Source organism: Nocardiopsis sp. NPDC055551 (assembly GCF_053619415.1).
In genome coordinates this window covers 62,077-82,258 of the sequence record NZ_JBSHJJ010000007.1, presented here as the reverse complement: position 1 = coordinate 82,258, position 20,182 = coordinate 62,077, and the positions used below count along the sequence as shown (strand labels likewise).

Below are 20,182 nucleotides of genomic sequence, written 5' to 3'. Positions count from 1 at the left end.
ACGCGTGACCGTCCTCAACAACGCTCTCGTCGCCCTCAACGACGCCTTCTGGACCTTCTTCGTCATCCCGCTGCTGGTCATCCTGGCCGTCTACTTCACGGTGCGCTCGGGGTTCGTCCAGGTCCGGCTGCTACCCGAGATGTTCCGCGTCATACGCAGCAGCCCCGGGACCGCTCCGGACGGCGGTAGGGAGATCTCCTCCTTCCAGGCCTTCGCGCTCTCCGCGGCCTCCCGCGTGGGTACCGGCAACATCGTCGGCGTCACCCTGGCGATCATGCTGGGCGGGCCCGGAGCCGTGTTCTGGATGTGGCTGATGGCCGGCGTCCTCGGCGCCGCCTCCTTCGTGGAGTCCACCCTCGCCCAGCTGTACAAGGTGCGTACCGGAACCGGATTCCGTGGTGGCCCCGCCTACTACATGCTTCACGGGTTGAACCGACGGTGGATGGGCGCGCTCTTCGCCGTCATCATCACCGTGACGTTCAGCCTCGTCTTCAACTCCGTGCAGTCCAACAGCATCTCCGGGGCGATCGGCACCTCGGTGGGCGCCCTCGGCGGGGGCGGAGGGTGGATCCTGAACGTGGCCGTGGGTCTGGTCCTGGTCGCCATCACCGCCGCGGTCATCTTCGGTGGTGTGCGCCGGATCGCCACCGTCGCCCAGGCCCTCGTCCCGCTGATGGCGATCCTCTACATCCTGCTCGGCGTCGCCGTGGTGATCATCAACATCCAGGCCGTCCCGGACGTCTTCGGCGCCATCTTCGGCCACGCCTTCGGCCTGCGCGAGGTCGCTGCGGGTGGCGTGGGCACCGCCATCCTGTGGGGGATGCGGCGGGGAATGTTCTCCAACGAGGCGGGTCTGGGGTCGGCGCCCAACGCCGGTGCGGCCGCGTCGGTGTCCCATCCGGCCAAGCAGGGCCTGGTCCAGACCCTGGGCGTGTACTTCGACACCTGGTTGATCTGCTCGGTGACCGCGTTCATCGTGCTGCTGTACGGGACCGAGTTCAACCCCGACATCCCGCCCATCGAGGTGGCCCAGACCGCTCTGGAGAGTTCGCTGGGCGGCTGGTCCGTCCACGCGCTCACCATCATCATGTTCCTGCTGGCGTGGACGTCGGTCCTGGGCAACTACTACTACGGCGAGTCCAACCTGCAGTTCCTGGACGCCGAACCCAACCACATGACCTACTTCCGTTCGGCGGTCCTGGTCGCGATCTTCCTCGGTTCCGTCGCCCCGCTGACCGTCATCTGGACCCTCGCCGACATCTCCATGGGTGTCATGGCCACGGTCAACCTGTTGGCCATCGCCCCGTTGTCCACCGTCGCCTTCCGGCTGCTCGCCGACTACAGCCGACAGCTGCGATACGGCCTGGACCCACAGTTCTCCCTGGCCAAGATGCCGGACCTGCAGAACGTCACCGCGTGGGGTCCGGTGTCGGGGGAGTCGGTGGACCGGCGCGAGCCCGGCGAGGAGGGCGACGAACGGGTGGCCGGAGACCAGGGATCCGAGGGCGGCGACGGGCCCCCCGAGGAAGACGAGGACCCCGGCCGTGAGGACGACCGGGGCCCGGAGACGAAGGACTGATCATGCGCCGGGGGCGGGTTCACCGCCCTTGGGCACGGCGGCCAGGTCGGTGCCCCGGGTCTCCCTGGACCACACCACCGCCACCACGGTGACGACACCGACCGCCGCCACGTACACCGAGATCGGCAGGCTGGAACCGAAGGTCGCCAGCAGCGCCGTCGCGATCAGTGGGGCCAGACCACCGGCCACGATCGACGCCAACTGGTAGCCGATGGAGGCACCCGAGTACCGCACCCGGGTGCTGAACAACTCCGAGAAGAACGCCGCCTGCGGACCGTACATCGCGCCGTGCAGGATCAACCCGACGGTCGCGGCCAGGGTCACGGAGCCGAACGTGCCCTGGTCGATGAGCGGGAAGAAGGCGAACGACCACAGGGAGACCCCCACCGCCCCGACCGCGATGACCGGCCGCCGTCCCACCACGTCGGACAGCGCGCCCCACGCCGGGATGGTCACCAGGTGCACCGCGGAGGCGATCAGCACCGCGTTCAGCACGGCCTCGTTGGACAGGCCCGCCTGCTGGGTGGCGTAGACGAGGATGAACGCCGTGACCACGTAGTAGGAGACGTTCTCGGCCAGCCGCACGCCCATGGCCACGAGGGTCTCGCGCCAGTGATGGCGCAGCACGTCGAGAATCGGGGCGCGCTCGGTGCCCTTGGACTCGCCCACCTTGCGCGAGGCGTCCTTGAACACCTCCGACTCGGTGACCGCGAGCCGGATCCACAGACCGATGAACACCAGGATCCCGGACAGCAGGAACGGGATGCGCCAACCCCAGTCGAGGAAGGTCTCGTCGGCCATCACCACGGCCAGCACCGCGAGGACGGCGGTGGCCAACAGATTGCCGCAGGGCACCCCGGCCTGGGGCCAGGACGCCCAGAAACCGCGGTTGCGCGGCTTACCGTGTTCGGCGACGAGCAGGACCGCGCCACCCCACTCACCGCCCAGGGCGAACCCCTGGATGACGCGTAGCAGGGTGAGCAGCAGGGGAGCGCCCACCCCGATCGCCGCGTAGGTGGGCAACAACCCGATCGCGAAGGTGGCGCCGCCCATCATCAACAGACTCAGCACCAGGAGCTGTTTGCGACCGATCCGGTCGCCGTAGTGTCCGAAGACCACACCGCCCAGGGGTCGGGCCACGAACCCGACGGCGTAGGTGCTGAAGGCCAGCATGGTGCCGACCAGGGGGTCGGAGTCGGGGAAGAAGACCACGTTGAAGACCAACGCGGCGGCGGCCCCGTACAGGAAGAAGTCGTACCACTCGATCGTGGTACCGATGAGGCTGGCGGTGACGACCTTGTGGAAGGGGGTTTTCGGAGCACTTCCGTCCGCGGGGGACGGCGTCGTTCTCGGTTCCATGGGCGCCAACGATAGAGACCTGGATCACATTCTGACCATGGGGGTGGAACCCATACGTGCGTTCTCGCTCATGTGGTCTTCGCCCGGGAACGTCCATCCACAGGTTCGCCGTTGCTCGCGCGAACGAAAACGGTTTTCGGTTACCATTCGGGTAGTTCCCAACCGAACCTCACGGAGTACACCCGTGTCCGAACGGACCACACACGACTCCGCCCCGTCCTCCTCTCTCGGCGACTCCCTCGCCGGCGGCTGGGACGACCGCGGAGACGAACTGCCCCCCGCCGACTGGGGAAGGCGGCCCGGAGCACGCAGGACCGGCACGGTCTGGCTCTTCGCCCTGATCATCACCGCGATGGCCTTCGGCCACGCGTGGCTCTCCGACGACCTGACCGGCCAGGCCTTCCTGGCCTGGGCCACCATCTTCACGGCCATCAGCTTCCAGGCCATGCCCTTCCTGGTCTTCGGAGTGGCCCTGTCCGCCGCCCTTGTCGCCTTCGTGCCGACCTCGGTCTACCGGCGGTTCATCCCGAGCAAGGCGGGCCACGCCGTCCCCGTGGCGGGTGTCTCAGGCGCCTTGCTGCCAGGGTGCGAGTGCGCGTCCGTGCCCATCGCCGGCAGCCTGATCAAACGGGGGGTGGCGCCTGCGGCGGCGTTGACCTTCCTGCTCGCGGCGCCCTCCATCAACCCGATCGTCATGATCGCCACCGCGGTGGCCTTCGCCGGACAGCCGGAGATGGTACTCGCCCGCTTCACGGCCTCCCTGCTGGCGTCGGTGGTCATCGGTTGGATCTGGGTGAGGTTCGGTCGTACCGATTGGCTGCGTCTTCCCGCGCAGTCCCATGACCCGGGTGCTTCCAAGTGGCGGGTCTTTCGCGAGTCGATGCTGCACGACATCATGCACGCCGGCGGATACCTGGTGGTGGGCGCCCTCGCGGCCGCCACGCTCAACGTGATGGTGCCTCGCGAATGGCTGCTGACGGTGGCCGAGGCACCCATCGTCTCGGTGCTGGTGCTCGCCGCGCTGGCCATCCTGTTGTCCATCTGTTCGGAGGCCGACGCCTTCGTCGCGGTCAGCCTCACCGACTTCTCGCCCACCGCCAAGCTCGCGTTCATGGTCATCGGCCCCATCGTCGACCTGAAGCTCATCGCGATGCAGGCGGGAGTGTTCGGCTGGCGCTTCGTCGCCCGCTTCGCCCCCCTGTGCCTGGTGGTCGGTCTCCTCAGTACGTTCCTGATCGGAGCCTTGATCCTGTGAACCGCATCGCGCAGGGACTCACCCTCGTCCTGCTCGGCGCCGCCGCGCTGACCAGCACCGTGCCCACCGACCTGTACCTGAACTGGGTCAAGGCGGGCTTCGGGCCCTTCCTGATCGCCGCCGGGATCGTCATGGTCGGGCTCGGCGTCCTGGTCATCGTGGCCGAGGTCCGCGGGGAGAGGGACGACTCGGACGAAGAGGAGACCACCCCCGCCACGGCCGAGGCGAACACGTCGGGACAGGGCGACGATCACGGCCACGACCACTCTCGCGCCCCCTGGGTGGCCTGGCTGCTCCTGCTCCCGGTGCTGGCGGTATTCGTGGTCGCCCCGCCGGCCCTGGGTTCGTACACGGTGGAGAGCACGAGTGGTTCGGCGGGTCCACCACCCCGGGATGAGGGTGGGAACTCCAAGTTCAACGACGCCCTCTCCGAGGCGGCGCCGGGGGAGACGGTCCGACTCGATATCCAGGCGTTCGTGATGCGGGCCTGGATCGACGAGGAACGCGAGATGGCCGACCGCGAGATCGAACTGACCGGGTTCGCCGTTCCCAACGAAGAGGGCGAGGGCTGGTACCTGGCCCGACTCCAAATGGCCTGCTGCGCGGCGGACGCCGTGGTCAACAAGGTCCTCATCACCGATCGGCCGGCGCCCGAGGCGGACAGCTGGTGGACGGTCCAGGGCACCTGGGTGGAGCCCGAGGGAGACCTGTACGACGTCTCCGAGCACGAGTTCGCCACCGAGGGGATGGAAGAGGTCACCAACCCGCCCGATCCCTACGAGTAGGGGCCGGGACTCTCGGCCCGTTGGGGCGTCGCTCCCGCCACACCGTCGCCAGTTCTCGGTTTTGGGATGACACTGGGTGACAATGAGTGCGTGTCAGAACCCCAGGAACGGCAACGGAAAAGATGGGGATGGCTCCGCCCCCGTTCCATCCGAGCCCGGGTGACGGTTTGGGCCACGACCATACTGACCCTGGTCGTACTGGTCATCTCCGTGGGTTCCTTCCTGTTCCTCCGGGAAGTGGTACAGAACCAGTTGAGCGATCGGGCTGCGGAGGCGGCACGTGCCGTCGTCGAGCACATCATGATGGACCGCTACGACTCCTCCATCCCCGCCACCGAACCGATCCTGCGGTTGCAGATCGTTGACCGGGAGACCTTTGAGGTCCTCGCCTCCAGCGCCGCGGTGAGGGGCCTGCCGGCCCTGACCGAACGGGCGCCGGCCGAACACGACTTCCGCATGGACACGGTCGTCTGTGATGAGGCGGCGGGGATCGAACCCGACGACTGCTTCCAGGTGGTGGGCTACACCGTCACCGACTCCGCCTATGGTGACGTGATCGTGCTCGCCGCTACCCGCACCCCCCAGGTGCTCATGCGGCACACGCTCGAATCCGCCCTGACCGGTATGGCGGTCGTCCTGCTCGTCGGCACCGCCCTGATCCTCTGGTACGGGGTGGGACGGGCGATGCGCCCGGTGGAGATGATCAGCGCCGAGATGGACCGGATCTCGGTCAGCGACCTGCACCGCAGGCTCCCCGTCCCCCGCAGCGACGACGAGATCGCCCACCTGGCCCGCACCGCCAACTCCACCCTCGGCCGGCTGGAGGAGGCGATGGTCCGGCAGAGGCGCTTCGTCTCCGACGCCTCCCACGAACTGCGCAATCCCATAGCCGGTATGCGGACCAAACTGGAGGTCGAACTTTCCGATCCCGAACCCGACCAGCGCGCCCGCGAACGCCTGCTCAACGGTCTGCTCTCCGACACCGAACGGTTGGAGAACATCGTCTCCGACCTGCTGGAACTGGCCCGGATGGACACCGACGTGGCCATGATCCGCGAACGTATCGAACTGGGCTCCCTGGTGCGGGAGGAGTTCACCGACCCGCGCCGACACACGCAGGTGCGCGTGCACGCAGCCGAACCCGTCCACGTCGTGGTCAACCGAATGCGCCTGGTGCGGGTGTTGACCAACCTCGTCGCCAACGCCGAGCGCCACGCCCACAGCCGTATCGACATCATCGTCGGACAAGGCAAAGGGGCCGCGGTCCTGGAGGTACACGACGACGGCGCGGGGATCCCGGTCAAGGACCGCGAACGCGTCTTCGAACGCTTCTCCCGACTGCCCGACTCCAAGGAGCTCGACCCGGGTGGCAGCGGCCTCGGGCTGGCCATCTCCCGGGAGATCGTGCACGCCTACGGCGGCACACTCGTGGCAGGCCACAGCGACCTGCTCGGCGGTGCCCTGTTCACTCTGCGCCTCCCCGAAGAACTGGACGACGAGGACGAGTCGGAGCAGCGCACATGAGCGTCGACGCCCCGGCCACGGGCGCGACCGGAACAACGACCCGGGGGCCGCAGGAGGACCCGAAGGCCGAACGTGAGCCGGGGGCCGCCGGCGGGGGAGGCGGAGTCGACCCCCTCACCCGCCCCTCCGGGGGAGGGGCCCACCGCCCCAACTACTTCGTCGTCGGGTTCGTCGGCGCACTCGGAGTCCTCAGCGCCTGGCTGCTGGTGGAGGCCCTGACCGGGGCCCGAGCGGTGTTCGTCTACATCCTGGTGGCGCTCTTCCTCGCGGTCGGCCTGAACCCGGTCATCGAACTACTGCGCCGCGGGCTGCGGATGCCCCGCTGGGCGGCGATCGTCACCGTGTGCCTGGCCCTGCTGGCCTTCGTGGCGGTGTTCACGTGGGCCATCGTGCCACCGTTGACCGAGCAGGTGAGCGGTTTCGTCTCCGCGCTGCCCGGCGCCATCGACCATCTGCGGAACACGGCGTTCTTCCACGAGGTGGATCACCGCTACAACGTGTTGGAACGCCTGGAGGGGGTCGTCACCGGCGGCGACTTCGGACAGCGGATCTTCGGTGGCCTGGTCGGGGTGGGCCAGGTGGTGTTCAACTGGTTGTTCGCCCTCTCCACGGTGTTCGTCCTGACCCTGTTCTTCATGGCCTCGTTGCCCGGCATGATGGACGTCTCCTACCGGTTCGTGCCGCGTTCGCGCCGCGACGGGGTCCGTGAGATCGGTGACGAGATCGTTCGACGCATCGGTGCGTTCATCGCCGGACAGTTGGTGGTGGCGGCCTTCGGCGGGGTCGTGGCGTTCTTCTTCCTGTGGGCGATCGGTTCGGCCTACGCGCTCACCCTGGCCCTGGTGGTCGCCGTCACCGCGTTGATCCCTTTGGTGGGTACCAGCATCGGTGCGCTCGCGGCCGCCCTGGCGGTGGGGGTGGGCGACCTCTGGCTGGGACTGGCCACCCTCGTCTTCTTCCTCGCCTACCAACAGATCGAGAGCTACGTGATCTCTCCCCGGGTGATGCGGCACGCCGTGGACGTGGCTCCGACGGCCAACATCACCGCCGCCTTGGTCGGCGGCGCGCTGCTCGGTCTGGTCGGGGCGCTGTTGGCCATCCCCACCGTGGCAGCGCTCACCCTGGTGCTGAAGAAGGTGGTCTTCCCCCGTCTGGAGCGGCGCTGACCCGGAGTGGCGGAAGGGGAGGAGGGCGCGGGCCCGATGCGACCCACGCCCTCCTTCGCCTTGTGCCTTCCGGGTGTGCCCGGAGCGGGCCCCGCTAGTGGTCGCCGTCGTGCAGGGCGACCTCGTCGGGGTCGGGCCGGTCCAGTTCGAAGGGGAGGATCTCCCCGCCATCGCTGTCGGTGACCCGCGGTTCCTGCAGGATCTCCGGTTCCTCACCGGCGTGGTTCTGGGCGACCATGACGCCGGAGTAACCGCTGTGGTCGTCCTCGGTGGCGACGAACGGCACCAGCCCCGGGCCCTCCCACTCCTGGGAGTTGAGCGTCTGGATCAGGGTCTCCCGGTCCAGGTCGGGGCCGACCTCCATGAGCAGCTGGGCCATCAGCGTGGCCTGCACCATGCCGTACATCGTGGTGTCGGTGAAGGGCGCGCCCTCGTTGTACTCATCGTGGATCTCACGGAAGAACGCGGTCCACGGGTCTTCGGTCTGGCCGGCCATCGGGAGGAAGGAGGTGATGATCAGCCCGTCGGTGAAGGCCTCCGGCGGCACGTCCTCCGCGGGTGTTCCCTCGGCGTACCGCGTGATCAGTTCGGTGACGACCTCGACGTCACCACCGAAACTGGGGGCCACCCACTGCGGCTCGTAGCCGACGGATTGGGCTTGGAGGATGGCCAGACCGAGGAAGGCCGGAATGCAGTAGCAGACGGCGACATCGGCCTCGGCGTCCTTCAGGGCCTCGATCTGACCGTCGAGTTCGGCGACGCCGGGGTCGTAGTCCTCCCAGGCGACGATGTCGTCGATGAGGTACTGCTCGATGCCCGCGTGCGAGGAGGGGCCGACGTCGTCGTTCTGGTAGAGCAGACCGACGCTGTCGTCGGGGAAGTTCTCCGAGATGTAGGCGCCCTGGACCTTCGCCTCCTTGGAGTAGTCCACCTGGAAGCCGTAGCTGTAGGGGTACTGCTCGGGTGAGTCCCAGGCCAGTGCTCCGGAGGAGACGAAGAGGTCGGGGACTCCCTCGGCGTTGAGGTCGTCGATCACCGCTTCGTGGGTGGGCGTGCCCAACCCACCGAGCATGGCGAAGATCTCCTGCTCGTCGATGAGGTCGCGCGTGACGTCCATGGTCTGCGCGGGGTCGAAGACGTCGTCCTCGACGCGGTAGTCGATCTGGCGGCCGTGGATGCCACCGTTGTCGTTGATGTAGTCGAAGACGGCCCTCGTGCCGGTCGAGACGTGTACGAAACCCGGTGACGCGGCACCGGTGAGAGGTTGATGGGTTCCGATGACGACGCTGTCGTCGGTGACCCCCGTGGTGAGATCGCTCGCGGCGGACTCTTCCTCACTCGACCCGGAGCCGCCGCACGAGGTCGCGAGAATCGCCACGGTGAGCGTCGAAGCGATGATTCTCAGTGTTCGCATGTGGTCTTCCTGAACTTCGGTGGTGCCTGCGCAGCGGGAGGCTTTTCGGCCTGTGGGGGAAGACGGCTTCGTAGCTCGGGAGAAGGCTCTGGGGGTGGACCCCTACTCATCAGTACGTTACCGGCTGGTAAACATCATACGAAGGGGGTCGAGTGCTGCGACCGCTGGTAACGCATAGTCGCCCGGCCCCAGGTCACAGGCGCGCGAATGGGCCGGAGGTCCGACCGGGGGTCTCCGGCGTTAAAGGTGGCGAGGGTCGGCGCGCCTTTGTCGAGAAACCCTTAGGGGGTAACGGTTTCGTGGTGTGCAAGGGTGTTTCGAGTGGAAAGTCCGATCATGGGATCAATGTGCGGATCGAAGTCGGTGATTCTTCCCGATCGGCTCAGACCTTCTCGGCGCTCTGGTCGATGATCTCCCGCGCCACGCGCGCGATCCGGTCCGCCACCTGGCTCACCGGGCCGTCGCGGCGCCAGACCAGAAGGTGCCGAAGCTGTATCGGGGCCCCCGCCAACTGACGGACCACCACACCCCGGCCGGTGTCGAAGTCGGACTGGCAGGGTGCCACCGCCCGGCGGTCGGCGATCAGGTCACGGATCTCCGACCGATCGTGCAGTCGGTAGGGCACCTCGGGGCTGAACCCCGCCTGCTGGCAGGCGACGTAGAAGCACTCGGGCCAACCGGTTCCGTCGGGGGGAGTGAGCGCCCAGGAGTTGTCCGCCAGGTCCTCCAGGTGGATGGACGGTTTTTCGGCCAGCGGGTGGTCCACCCACAGTGCCACGTGCAGCGGATCCACCGCGAGCATCGCCCACGCCAGCGGTCCGTCCGTGGTCAGGTCGCGGTCCACGTAGTCGATGGTGGTTCCCAGGTCGAGTCGGCCGGCCCGGACCAGGTCGGTGACCAACTTGGGGGAGTACTCGGTGCGTACGTGTACCGGGACCCCGGGGAAGACCTCCGAGAGTCGTCCGGACAGCTCCACGGTGAGTTGGCCGACCCCGCCGATGCGCAGCGCGGTGGGGAAGGCTCCGCGCGCGCTGATGTCGTGCATCAGGTCGTCCATGGACAACAGCACGGCACGTGCTCGGACCAGGACGAACTCGCCCAACTCGGTCGGGCGCACCCCCGAGCGGCCACGGTGGAACAACGCCCCGCCGACCTCGCGTTCGATGCGTTGCAACTGGGTGGTGAGCGCGGGTTGCGAGGTGGACAGTGCCGCTGCCGCCTTGGTGACGCTGCCGGTGTCGGCGAGGAGACAGACGGTGCGAAGGTGGCGGAGTTCGAGGTCCATGCGTGGAATCTAAGCCGCATGACCCCTCCGTGTACAGGCGGCCGAACCCGAAGGCTCGTGGTGGGCGTCGTGTTCAGGGCGAACGTCTCGGAGGCCGTTCACCGTCCAACCCCGGGGTGCCCAAAGTGCGGGGCTTTGGGATAAGGTGCCCAGCGTCACCATATAGTTGGACGACCTACTAAATCGCGGTCCGCGAAGTGGGTCCCACGCGCACCAGGGCGCGTAACCGTGGGAGAGTTCATGGCGGTCGAACGCACGCTGCACACACCCGAGGCCGAACAGCTCCTTGAGTTGACCCGGGAGATCGTGGACAAGGAGATCGTCCCGCGTGCGGCCGAGGACGAGGAGAACTCCGTCTTCCCCCGCGACGCCTTCACCACCCTGGGTCGCGCCGGTCTGCTGGGGCTGCCCTACCCCGACGAGTACGGCGGCGGGGGACAGCCCTACGAGGTCTACCTCCAGGTGGTGGAGGAGATCTCTCGCGGTTGGCTCGCCCTGGGCCTGGGCGTCAGCGTCCACACCCTGTCCTGCTACCCGTTGGCCGCCTACGGGGCCGAGGACCAGAAGGCCGCGCTCCTGCCGGACATGCTCGGCGGGGAACTCCTCGGCGCCTACTGCCTGTCCGAGACCACCTCGGGTTCGGACGCCGCGGCCATGGCCACCCGCGCCGAACGCACCGAGACCGGCTACCGGGTCAACGGTGCCAAGGCGTGGATCACCCACGGCGGACAGGCCGACTACTACGCGCTCTTCGCCCGTACCGGAGCCCCCGACTCCGGTGGCCGCGGCATCAGCTGCTTCCACGTGCCGGCCGACACCCCCGGACTGGGCTCCGCCGCGCCCGAACGCAAGATGGGCATGTGCTCCTCCACCACCGCCGGGATGCTTTTCGACGACGTCGAGCTCGACACCTCGGCGCTGGTCGGGGAGGAGGACCGGGGCTTTCCCATCGCCCTGTCCGCCCTGGACTCGGGGCGCCTGGGCATCGCCGCCTGCGCCGTGGGCCTGGCCCAGGCCGCCTTGGACGCCGCCGTCGCCTACTCCCGCGAACGCCACCAGTTCGGCTCCGCCATCGGCGACTTCCAGGGTCTGGGCTTCATGCTCGCCGACATGGCCACCCAGATCGCCGCCTCACGCGAGCTGTACCTCTCCGCGGCCCGCCTCCGTGACGCCGGACGCCCCTTCGGCAAGCAGGCCGCCATGGCCAAGCTCCTGGCCACCGATACCGCCATGAAGGTCACCACCGACGCCGTCCAGGTGTTCGGCGGCTACGGCTACACCCGCGACTTCCCGGTCGAGCGCTTCATGCGCGAGGCCAAGGTCCTTCAGATCGTGGAGGGCACCAACCAGGTGCAGCGTCTGGTGATCGGCCGCCACCTGGCCCGAGAGGCCGAGGCCTGAGCACCGCACCGCCTCAACGGCGCAGCAGCTCCAGGGCGATCTCCGCCTGGTGCACCGTCGGCTCGACCCCGCGGTCGGTGAGCACCGCCAGGGCCGACCGGTAGTCGGGGCCGCGCTCCAGGTCGTGGAGCCAAGCGGCCTCGGGACCCCCGCCGCCCTCCCAACCCAGGAGTCGCGCCCGGCTGTTCGGTGGGCTCACCGAGACCCGACGCAGGCCACCGGACAACCCCAGTCCGGTGGCCTTGAGCAGGGCCTCCTTGCGCGCCCAGTAGCCGAAGAAGGCCCCCACCCTCCCGGCTTCGGGCAGCGTGCTCCACTCTCGACGTTCGGTGTCGGCCAGTGTGAAGGCGGCCAGTCCGTCCAGGTCGCGCGAGTCCGACACCCGCTCCACGTCCACCCCGACCGGGACACCCTCGGCCAGGGCCAGCACCACCCACTCGCCGGAGTGACTCACCGAGATCTCCCAGCCGTCGGCGGCGCCGATCGGAACCGGCTTGCCGTGCGGGGAGGCGTCCTCCCCACCCGCCCCGGTGCGAGCCTTGTCCTCACACGATCGGCAGCGCAGGTCGAAGACGACGTCCTCGGGGGCGCAACCGACACGTTCGGCGAGCACCAGACGGGTCAGTGCCCGCCCGACCAGATGGCGATCCCGGTCGGCCTGAAGTCGGAACCGGGCGTTGCGGGTGCGTTCGCCCTCGTCCAGCAGGTCGAGCAGACGGCCGCTCGCGGCGGAGGTGTGGGCCCACCACACCGTGGACTCTAGGGGCGAGGAACCAAGGGTCATGCCCTCCATTGTGGCCGATCTTCCCGTTCCTGGGGGGTGTGCGCCCGTGTCGAAGTGGGCATTCGGTAAGTGGCAGGTCGGCCCGCCCCCTTTGGAGGCTCAGATGTCTGTCGTGATGATGTTCGGTGCCGGAGCCCTGGTCGGGCTCGTCGCCCTCACCGTGGTCTTCCTGGTGACCCTCCTCACCGAGAAGCCCCTCACGTGGGAGTCGGAGGAGACGGAGGCCCCGGACGCGCAGCGGCGTGACCGGTCCGTACTCTAGTTCGACGGTGGGGCGGCGATCGTGCCGCGCACCACCGATCGATCGAGGAAGGGCCGATGAACATGGCCGAGGAGAGCCGTCCGACGTTCGGCGCCGAACGTCGAGAGCGCATCCTGGAGCTGGTCCGCGCCAACGGGAGCATGTCCCTGCGCGACCTGGCCATCAAGGTGCGGGCCTCGGAGGTCACGATCCGTCGTGACGTGCGCGCCATGGAGACCGAAGGGCTGCTCGACCGCCGCCGCGGTGGTGTCGCCCTGCCCGGCAGGATCGGACACGAACAGAGCTACACCGGCAAGCGCGACCAGTGCGCCGCGGAGAAGGCCGCCATCGCCGTGGCCGCGGCCCGTCTGGCGCGTCCGGGCGACGCCATCACCATCGGCCCGGGAAGTACCGCCGAGGCCTTGGCCCGCGCGCTGCGCGGCCACGGCGACCTGACGGTGGTCACCAACTCGTTGCCGGTGGCCGACGCCCTGGCCGGTGCCAACGGGGTGGAGGTCGTCATGACCGGTGGCACGGTGCACGCCCCCATGCGGGCGTTGGTCGGCGCCGCCGCGGAGAGCGCGCTCGCCGGGCTCCGGGTCAACCGGGCCTTTCTCTCCGGCAACGGCGTCAGCGCCGAACGAGGCCTGAGCACCCCGAACCCGGCCGTGGCCGGCATCGACCGGGCCCTGTCGGCCTGCGCGGAGGAGACCATCGTCCTGGCCGACCACACCAAGGTCGGCGCGGAGACCATGATGCCCACCGTCGCCCCGGAGAACATCGCGCACCTGGTCACCGACTCGGGCGCCGACCCTGAGGTGATCATGACGTTGGAGGAGATCGGAACCCTGGTGCACGTCGTCGTGGCCGCCGACGAAAGGGGTCAGTGACGACCTCGCGCGAGCACGCGCGCCCGTCCGATTCCTCCGGAAGGGCGCATAGCCTGCGATTCGAACCGACTTGTGCGGTGAAGGTGCGATGCGTGATCCTGTACACACTTACTCGCCGGTAAGAACATCCGCACACGACCCTCACGACGCCAGGAGCCGACGCGCATGCCCTCCGAACCGACGCACCTCCCGCCCGGGCCGGTGCGGGTCACACCCGAACCCGTGGCGCTCCCCGAGCCCTGGCGCAGCTCTCGTCTGACCGTGGTCGTGCCCACCTATGACGAGGCCGAGAACCTTCCCCGCCTGGTCGCCCGCCTGGTCGCCCTGGACCTGCCCGAACTGCGCATCGTGGTGGTCGACGACAACTCCCCGGACGGCACCGGGGAGATCGCCGACAAGCTCGCGGCGGAACTCGGCGGCGCGGAGACCGGCAGGCTCACCGTGGTGCACCGCACCAAGAAGGATGGGCTGGGCCGGGCCTACGTGGAGGGCATGACCCGAGCGCTGGACGGCGGCGCCGACTACGTGGTGCAGATGGACGCCGACCTCAGCCACCCGGTCGGGTACGTCCCCCAACTGCTGGGCACCCTGCACTCCACCGGCGCCGGCGTGGTCATCGGCAGTCGCTACGTGCCCGGCGCCAGCCTGTCCGAGGCCTGGGGGCTGCGCCGCCGTCTGCTCAGTGGCTGGGCCAACACCTACGTCAAGACGGTGCTGGCCATCCCGGTGCGCGACGTCACCGCGGGCTTCAAGCTCTGGCGTGCCTCGGCCCTGCGCACCCTGGACCTGTCCGGCATCCAGAGCACCGGCTACGCCTTCCAGGTGGAGATGCACTACCGGGCGTTCCGCCGCGGCCAGAAGATCGTGGAGGTGCCCATCCACTTCGAGGACCGGGTGATGGGCGAGAGCAAGCTCGATGGAGCGGTGGCCCTGGAGGCGGCCCTGCGTCCGCTGCGCCTGCGCCACGCGGAGAACTCCAGACGCCGGCGCTGATCCGGGGACAATCGGTCGATACGCCGACGTCCGGTGGATGTCCTCACATTTCCTTGTCACCTCCCTGAACCTGGGTACCAAGGAGAAGGAGGAGGTGGACGCGATGGTCGACAAGCACTACGACGTGGACACCGACATGGGGGACGACCCGGAACTGAGCCAGACCGAGGAGATCGAGCGGCGCATCGAACCCGACCACAACATCCAGCGGTACGACTTCAAGGATGATGACAGCCGTGGCGGCCGCGGTATCGACGAGGCCGTGCGGGACGAGCGCGGCGACGTCTACCCCAAGGAGAACTGGGGTGGGGAGACACGGACCACCGAGGAGGAGGCCCTCCAGGTGGTCGACGACGGTTCCGCCGGCGACACCGGAGAGGGAGCCGCCGTCCGGGACGGACGTTTCGAGGACCCCGAGACCGGTGCGGTGCGGGACGAGTTCTCGCCGGCGACCCGCCACGGGCGCCCGGACCGGACCCGGGACCAGCGGGGTTATGTTCCGGACGCGGACGATCCCGCCGATCCCCACGAACCCGACGCCTGATCGGTCACGTCGGACCCCGGGGCCCCGACACGGGTACCCGGGGTCCGACGCTTCCTCGTCCCCACCCTTCACACGGGCGGGAACCGGTGCGATGATCGAGGTCACACCCGGTGTAGGAGAAGGGGGAGGAGACCGAAGTGAAGGAACACCCCTACGAAGTGGACCTGGACCTCGGGGACGACCCACAGGCGACGGAGGTCGCCCAACGCGACATGGTCCTCGACTCCGAGTTCAACATCCTCGACTACGACTTCGTGGCCGACGACAGCCGTGGTCGGAGCGGGATCGCCGACGGTCTTCGCGCCGAACACCTGGGGGCGGCCATCCCGCGTCAACGCTGGGGCGGTGAGCGCAGCGCGGAGGAGGCGGCCCTGAGCGTGGTCCCCGACCCCGACGCCGTCACCGACCGGCCACCTGAGGGTTACGAGGAGGACTGACCCGACGAACCGGGGTGGTCCCCATCCCCGCTCACACCCGCGCTGGATCCGGGGCAGGACCGCATCGGCGGCCCCGACACACCACAAAAGCGCAGTGGCCGATCGTAGGGAAGCTCCTCCACCGCGGCCGACTCGGACTCGGGTACCGACCCCCGGGCGGCGGCCTCCACGGCCGCCGGCATCCGACCACGCGGCAACGCCAGCGCGCACAACGCCGCGGCCACCGCCAACGCGGCCAGGATCAGCATCGCCGTGCCGAAGTGCTCGGCCAACCCCGTGGTCCCCTCCGAACCACCGCCCTCTCCGGTCGCGCCGCCGATCCCGGCCAGCGCCGGGATCGCCGCCACGCCGATCAGCTGTGCCCCGCGCGCGAACGTGTTGTTCACCCCCGACGCCAGCCCGGCGTGCCGTTCGGGAACCGAGGCCAGTACCGTCGCCGTCAGCGGCGCCACCGTCGTGGACATGCCCAACGCCACCAGCAGCACACCGGGGAAGACCTCGGACAGGTAGGGCGCGGGTTCGCCGATCCGCGACAGCCACACCAGCCCACCCGCCAACAGCAGCGGACCCACCACCAGTTGGGGGCGTGGACCGATCTTCGCGGCCAGTTTCCCGGAACGGGCCGAGAGCGTCAGCATCAGGATCGTCAACGGCAGGGACGCGGCCCCCGCCGCGATCGGTGAGTAGCCGGCGACCTCCTGCAGGTAGATGACCATCAGGAACAGCAGTGTCCCGAGGGCCGCGTAGATCACCACCGTGGACGCGTTCGTCACGCTGAACGGCACCGACCGGAACAGGTCCAACGGCAGCATGGGGTCGCGCCTTCGGGACTCCACCAGGAGGAACGCGACGAGCGCCAGCACACCGACGACCGCGCCGGTCCACACCGCCGGGGTACCGCCCTCGGCGCCCCACTGGATCAGCGCGTAGGTGATCGCGCCCAGTGCCATCACACCCAGCAGAGCGCCACCGTAGTCCAGGCCTCCCGTGGCGGAGCCGCCTCGCGATTCGGGCACCTTGAAGTGGGCGATCAGGAGCACCACGACCGCGAGCGGCAGATTGATGAGGAAGATCAACCGCCAGTCGCCGATCTGGACCAGCCACCCGCCCACGAACGGGCCCACCGCCGAGGCCACACCGGTCAGCCCCGACCACGCGCCGATCGCCCGTGCCCGGTCGTCCTCCCGGAAACCCGCCTGCAGGATGGCCAGGCTCCCCGGGGTCAGCAGCGCACCGCCCACCCCCTGGGCGACCCTCCCGGCGATCAACCACCCCAACGTCGGAGCGAACGTGCACAGCGCCGAGGCGAGCGCGAACACCGCAACCCCGATCATGAACAGCCGCACCCGACCGAACCGGTCCGCCAGCGACCCGCTCAGCAGGATCAGCGCCGACAACGTCACCATGTACCCGTTGACGATCCACTGCAGCCCGGACAACCCGGTGTCCAGGTCCTGTTGGATGGCGGGCAGCGCCACGGTGACCACGGTCGAGTCCAGGAACGCCATGCCCGAGGCCAGGACCGTGGCCGTCAGCATCCACCGCGCCGCGGGCGTACCCCAGGCCACTCGCCCCGCGGATGACGGCGTCGAGACCGATCCACTCATGGGTCCCTCCTGCCCCGATCGGACCGGAACCGAACACGGTGGCGCTATTCGCTCGCGAGCGCGCCGGTGATGGAGGTGCCCGCGGCCCGGCGGGCCGGCAGTACCGCGGCCAGCAGGCCGGCCAGGATCGCCACCGCGATGAACACCGCGATCTGCGCACCGGGGAAAGCGAACACCAGGTTGGGCAGCACCGCGATGCATGCCGCCCAGCCGAACACCACGCCCAGGACGATGCCCACCCCGGCGCCGATCAGGCTCAAAAGCACGGCCTCGATACCGAGCATCCGGCGCAATTGGGCCTTGGTCAGCCCCAAGGCCCGCAGCATCGCGGATTCACGCGTACGTTCCAGCACGGACAGCGCCATCGTGTTGGAGATGCCGAACACCGCGATGACGATGGCCAGACCCAGCATCGCCGTGATCGTGTAGAAGGCGGTGTCGATGATCTGGGAGAACTGGTTCTTGACCTCGGTGAATGAATCGACCTGCAACGTCGGGTGGTCGTCCACGGACGAGTAAACGGCCTCGCGCAGTTCGGCGGGGTCGGCGTCCTGGGTGCCCTGGACCATCAAGTAGGAGTCACCGGTCCCCTCGGGGAAGATCCGTTCGTACTCCTCGACGGTGACGACCACCCCGAAGACGGCCTGCATGTTCTCGGCCACCGCGACGATCTCGAACTCCAGGTCGCCTTCGGGGGAGGCCAGAGTGATGGTCTCGCCCGCGCCCCTGTCCCCGGCGAACTCCTCGGAGATGGCCACGGTGCCCGGGCCCACATCGGCCAGGTCGCCCTCCGCCAGTTCGGGGGTGATGTCCACACCCATCTCCGCGCCGCTGTAGGCGGTGACCGGGATGGTTCCGTCGGTCCCCTCCATGGCGGCGTCGGACTCGGTGTAATCGCGACGTACACCGAACACCGACGCGACGGTCGGCTCCTCCATCAAGTCCAGGCGCACCTGGTCGGGTACGAACGACGTGTCGTCCGTGGCCGCCGCATTCGGGTCGAACTGGTGTTCGATATGATAGTCCTCCGAGAACGCGTCGTCCAACAACCGGGTCAGGGTCGACTCGACCGAGGCGCTCACCACCGAGTAACCGGTGATGAGGGTGGCGCCCACGGTGAGGGCGATCATGGCGGTGGCGGCGCGACGTGGGTTGCGGCTGGAGTTGTCCACCGCGAGCCTGCTCGGCACACCCAGGCGGCGTAGCGGGAAGCCCAGGACGCGCACGATGGCGCGCACCAGCAGTGGTCCGAGTACGACCACGCCGAGGAGGGCGAGCAGCGCCGCAGCGGTCACGACGAACAGGTTCATCGGGTTCGGCCCGATGAGCCGGACCCCGGTGACCATCACACCCGAGACCATGAAGGTCAGCACACCGAACCCCGCGCGAAGGCACCCGGTGCCCTCCTCCAGTCCGGTCGCGGTGGCGCTCGTGCGCAGCGCCGCCAACGGGGACACCCGGGTGGCGCGCAGGGCCGGGACCAAGGCGGAGAACACCGTCATCAGGGTGCCGATCAGCAGGCCGGCCAGGATCGCGTTCGGATCGATCACCACCGAGGAGACCACGTCGGCGCCCATCAGAGGACCGCCGATCCAGGCGCCGAGGTAGCCCACGCCGATCCCGGCCAGTACACCCAGGGCCGAGGACACCAGGCCCACCACGAAGGACTCGACCAGCACCGAGCGGAAGACCTGGCCGCGCTTGGCGCCCACACAGCGCAGCAGGGCCATCTCACGCTGACGCTGGGCGATGAGGATCGCGAACGTGTTGTAGATGACGATGGAGGCGACGAACATCGCGATCACGCCGAACAACAGCAGGGAGATGCGCAGGATCACGTTCTCGCCGCCTCCCAGCCCGGAGATCTCCTCCCCGTAGGCGACGCCGGTCCGGACCTGGGCCGTGTCTCCCAGGAGGTCCGCGACGCTCGTGGCGACCTGTTCGTCGGTGGCGCCCTCGGCGGCCAGGACGTCGATCTCGCCGAAGCCCTCGGCCCCGGTCATCCGCCGGGCGACGTCCTCGGTCATGACCACCGTGCCGCCGAAGCCGTATTCGGGGTCGATGCCGAAGTCGACCAGTCCGGTGACGGTGAACTCCTGTTCCCGGCTATCGGGGTCGAGCAGGGTGACGGTGTCGCCCACCTCGAACCCGGTCTCGGAGGCGATGGTGGTGCCCAGCGCGACCTCGTCCTCGGCGGTGGGCAGGACGCCCTTCTTCGCGGTGAAACGGGTGGCCTCGCCCACGGAGACGCCCATGGGAGGCACGGCGCCGACGGCGTGTCCCTCGGCGTCGAGCAGGACGGTGTGGCCGTCGACCACACCGTCCGCGGCGGCGACCTCGTCCAGGGAGCGGATCTGTTCCAGGTGTTCCTCGGTGAGCGGTTCGGGTTCCAGGAACGCTCCCGCCTCGTCCTGCCTCTGGGCGGGCACGGCGATGGCGTCGACGGAGGTGGCCGACCCCATCACGGACTCGTCGTAACCGGCTTCGAGGGTGTCGGCGAAGACGATGGTGCCGGAGATGAACATGACTCCGAGCAGGATGGAGAGGGCGGTGGTGACGTAGCGGGCCTTGTGCAGTCGAAGGCCGGCCAGGGTGGTGCGGAGCATAGCGGAGATGACTCCTGGATCATGCGGCCGGGTTGTGCGGCCGGGGGCGGGGGTCGTGTTCGGGCGTGCTCGTCACGCTAGGTTCGAGAAACGCTCGAAACCTCCGTCCACGGGCCGAACCGGGTATGGGCCAAAGGCATGTCCTGGTACGGGTCCGGGACGCCTAAGTGGGGGGCGGTCCCCCCTACTTTCGTCGGGGGTTCCGTCGGCTCGGGTGAACCGTCACGGCCCCGGATCGCCTATGGGCAGGCGAAACGTCGCCGGCCGGTGAACGGGGCGACGGTCCGAGGGGCTGATGGCGACGACCCGGCC

17 protein-coding genes are annotated in these 20,182 nt (G+C 68.8%); 11 read left to right on the top strand and 6 right to left on the bottom strand.

What is annotated here, in order from left to right; all coding sequences use genetic code 11:
• The first annotated feature begins 4 nt into the window (after positions 1-4).
• Complete coding sequence (locus ACWGSK_RS14310; RefSeq protein ID WP_452455989.1) at positions 5-1,579, top strand: alanine/glycine:cation symporter family protein; 1,575 nt, start codon at positions 5-7, stop codon at positions 1,577-1,579.
• Here the strand turns inward: ACWGSK_RS14310 and ACWGSK_RS14305 are convergent, their stop codons facing one another.
• Positions 1,580-2,938 (bottom strand): MFS transporter, encoded by a 1,359-nt coding sequence (locus ACWGSK_RS14305; RefSeq protein ID WP_358505757.1) that lies wholly within the window; start codon positions 2,936-2,938, stop codon positions 1,580-1,582.
• A gap of 184 nt (positions 2,939-3,122) precedes the next feature.
• Here ACWGSK_RS14305 and ACWGSK_RS14300 point away from each other — a divergent pair, with 184 nt between their 5' ends.
• From ACWGSK_RS14300 to ACWGSK_RS14285, 4 genes are all read left to right on the top strand, one after another.
• Positions 3,123-4,193 carry a permease gene (locus tag ACWGSK_RS14300; protein ID WP_358505760.1) on the top strand — a complete coding sequence of 357 codons (1,071 nt, stop codon included), beginning with the start codon at positions 3,123-3,125 and terminating at the stop codon, positions 4,191-4,193.
• On the top strand, positions 4,190-4,978 hold the full coding sequence (locus ACWGSK_RS14295) for a TIGR03943 family putative permease subunit (RefSeq protein WP_358505763.1): 789 nt from the start codon (positions 4,190-4,192) through the stop codon (positions 4,976-4,978). Before ACWGSK_RS14300 ends, ACWGSK_RS14295 begins: the two co-directional genes overlap by 4 nt.
• Before the next feature lie 90 nt (positions 4,979-5,068).
• Positions 5,069-6,502: a sensor histidine kinase gene (locus ACWGSK_RS14290; RefSeq protein ID WP_452455988.1), complete on the top strand. Its 1,434-nt coding sequence runs from the start codon at positions 5,069-5,071 to the stop codon at positions 6,500-6,502.
• A complete protein-coding gene (locus tag ACWGSK_RS14285) occupies positions 6,499-7,668 on the top strand; it encodes an AI-2E family transporter (RefSeq protein ID WP_358505769.1) in 1,170 nt (389 codons plus the stop codon). Before ACWGSK_RS14290 ends, ACWGSK_RS14285 begins: the two co-directional genes overlap by 4 nt.
• A 94-nt stretch (positions 7,669-7,762) precedes the next feature.
• Here the strand turns inward: ACWGSK_RS14285 and ACWGSK_RS14280 are convergent, their stop codons facing one another.
• Positions 7,763-9,082: an ABC transporter substrate-binding protein gene (locus ACWGSK_RS14280; RefSeq protein ID WP_452455987.1), complete on the bottom strand. Its 1,320-nt coding sequence runs from the start codon at positions 9,080-9,082 to the stop codon at positions 7,763-7,765.
• Between the two features lie 382 nt (positions 9,083-9,464).
• Positions 9,465-10,367, bottom strand: coding sequence for a LysR family transcriptional regulator (locus tag ACWGSK_RS14275; RefSeq protein WP_358505774.1), 903 nt, complete (start codon positions 10,365-10,367; stop codon positions 9,465-9,467).
• A 240-nt stretch (positions 10,368-10,607) separates the two neighbouring features.
• Here ACWGSK_RS14275 and ACWGSK_RS14270 point away from each other — a divergent pair, with 240 nt between their 5' ends.
• The gene (locus tag ACWGSK_RS14270) at positions 10,608-11,768 is read left to right on the top strand and encodes an acyl-CoA dehydrogenase family protein (protein WP_358505777.1); all 1,161 of its coding nucleotides are present in this window, start codon (positions 10,608-10,610) and stop codon (positions 11,766-11,768) included.
• Positions 11,769-11,781: 13 nt separating this feature from the next.
• Here the strand turns inward: ACWGSK_RS14270 and ACWGSK_RS14265 are convergent, their stop codons facing one another.
• Positions 11,782-12,552, bottom strand: coding sequence for a 4'-phosphopantetheinyl transferase family protein (locus ACWGSK_RS14265; protein WP_358505780.1), 771 nt, complete (start codon positions 12,550-12,552; stop codon positions 11,782-11,784).
• A gap of 103 nt (positions 12,553-12,655) precedes the next feature.
• On the opposite strand from ACWGSK_RS14265, the gene ACWGSK_RS14260 reads away from it, so the two are divergent.
• The 5 genes from ACWGSK_RS14260 (at position 12,656) to ACWGSK_RS14240 (ending at position 15,657) form a co-directional block, all read left to right on the top strand.
• Entirely contained in the window at positions 12,656-12,814 is a 159-nt protein-coding gene (locus ACWGSK_RS14260; RefSeq protein ID WP_358505783.1) for a hypothetical protein, read from the top strand.
• A 62-nt stretch (positions 12,815-12,876) separates the two neighbouring features.
• Complete coding sequence (locus tag ACWGSK_RS14255; RefSeq protein WP_358505815.1) at positions 12,877-13,683, top strand: DeoR/GlpR family DNA-binding transcription regulator; 807 nt, start codon at positions 12,877-12,879, stop codon at positions 13,681-13,683.
• 165 nt (positions 13,684-13,848) lie between these two features.
• Positions 13,849-14,676, top strand: coding sequence for a polyprenol monophosphomannose synthase (locus ACWGSK_RS14250; RefSeq protein ID WP_358505786.1), 828 nt, complete (start codon positions 13,849-13,851; stop codon positions 14,674-14,676).
• A 37-nt stretch (positions 14,677-14,713) separates the two neighbouring features.
• Positions 14,714-15,220 (top strand): hypothetical protein, encoded by a 507-nt coding sequence (locus ACWGSK_RS14245; RefSeq protein ID WP_358505789.1) that lies wholly within the window; start codon positions 14,714-14,716, stop codon positions 15,218-15,220.
• A 137-nt stretch (positions 15,221-15,357) separates the two neighbouring features.
• Positions 15,358-15,657 carry a hypothetical protein gene (locus ACWGSK_RS14240; protein ID WP_358505792.1) on the top strand — a complete coding sequence of 100 codons (300 nt, stop codon included), beginning with the start codon at positions 15,358-15,360 and terminating at the stop codon, positions 15,655-15,657.
• Here the strand turns inward: ACWGSK_RS14240 and ACWGSK_RS14235 are convergent.
• Positions 15,642-17,264, bottom strand: coding sequence for an MFS transporter (locus ACWGSK_RS14235; RefSeq protein ID WP_358505795.1), 1,623 nt, complete (start codon positions 17,262-17,264; stop codon positions 15,642-15,644). The two genes, ACWGSK_RS14240 and ACWGSK_RS14235, sit on opposite strands and share 16 nt — an antisense overlap.
• Before the next feature lie 44 nt (positions 17,265-17,308).
• Positions 17,309-19,870, bottom strand: coding sequence for an ABC transporter permease (locus ACWGSK_RS14230; protein ID WP_452455986.1), 2,562 nt, complete (start codon positions 19,868-19,870; stop codon positions 17,309-17,311).
• Between the last annotated feature and the right edge of the window lie 312 nt (positions 19,871-20,182).

Bases quoted from the DNA above. Each gene is read 5' to 3' on its own strand.
- ACWGSK_RS14305 (WP_358505757.1), bottom strand. From the start codon at position 2,938: ATGGAACCGAGAACGACGCCGTCCCCCGCGGACGGAAGTGCTCCGAAA.
- ACWGSK_RS14285 (WP_358505769.1), top strand. From the start codon at position 6,499: ATGAGCGTCGACGCCCCGGCCACGGGCGCGACCGGAACAACGACCCGG.
- ACWGSK_RS14280 (WP_452455987.1), bottom strand. From the start codon at position 9,082: ATGCGAACACTGAGAATCATCGCTTCGACGCTCACCGTGGCGATTCTC.
- ACWGSK_RS14275 (WP_358505774.1), bottom strand. From the start codon at position 10,367: ATGGACCTCGAACTCCGCCACCTTCGCACCGTCTGTCTCCTCGCCGAC.
- ACWGSK_RS14270 (WP_358505777.1), top strand. From the start codon at position 10,608: ATGGCGGTCGAACGCACGCTGCACACACCCGAGGCCGAACAGCTCCTT.
- ACWGSK_RS14265 (WP_358505780.1), bottom strand. From the start codon at position 12,552: ATGACCCTTGGTTCCTCGCCCCTAGAGTCCACGGTGTGGTGGGCCCAC.
- ACWGSK_RS14260 (WP_358505783.1), top strand. From the start codon at position 12,656: ATGTCTGTCGTGATGATGTTCGGTGCCGGAGCCCTGGTCGGGCTCGTC.
- ACWGSK_RS14255 (WP_358505815.1), top strand. From the start codon at position 12,877: ATGGCCGAGGAGAGCCGTCCGACGTTCGGCGCCGAACGTCGAGAGCGC.
- ACWGSK_RS14250 (WP_358505786.1), top strand. From the start codon at position 13,849: ATGCCCTCCGAACCGACGCACCTCCCGCCCGGGCCGGTGCGGGTCACA.
- ACWGSK_RS14245 (WP_358505789.1), top strand. From the start codon at position 14,714: ATGTCCTCACATTTCCTTGTCACCTCCCTGAACCTGGGTACCAAGGAG.
- ACWGSK_RS14235 (WP_358505795.1), bottom strand. From the start codon at position 17,264: ATGAGTGGATCGGTCTCGACGCCGTCATCCGCGGGGCGAGTGGCCTGG.
- ACWGSK_RS14230 (WP_452455986.1), bottom strand. From the start codon at position 19,870: ATGCTCCGCACCACCCTGGCCGGCCTTCGACTGCACAAGGCCCGCTAC.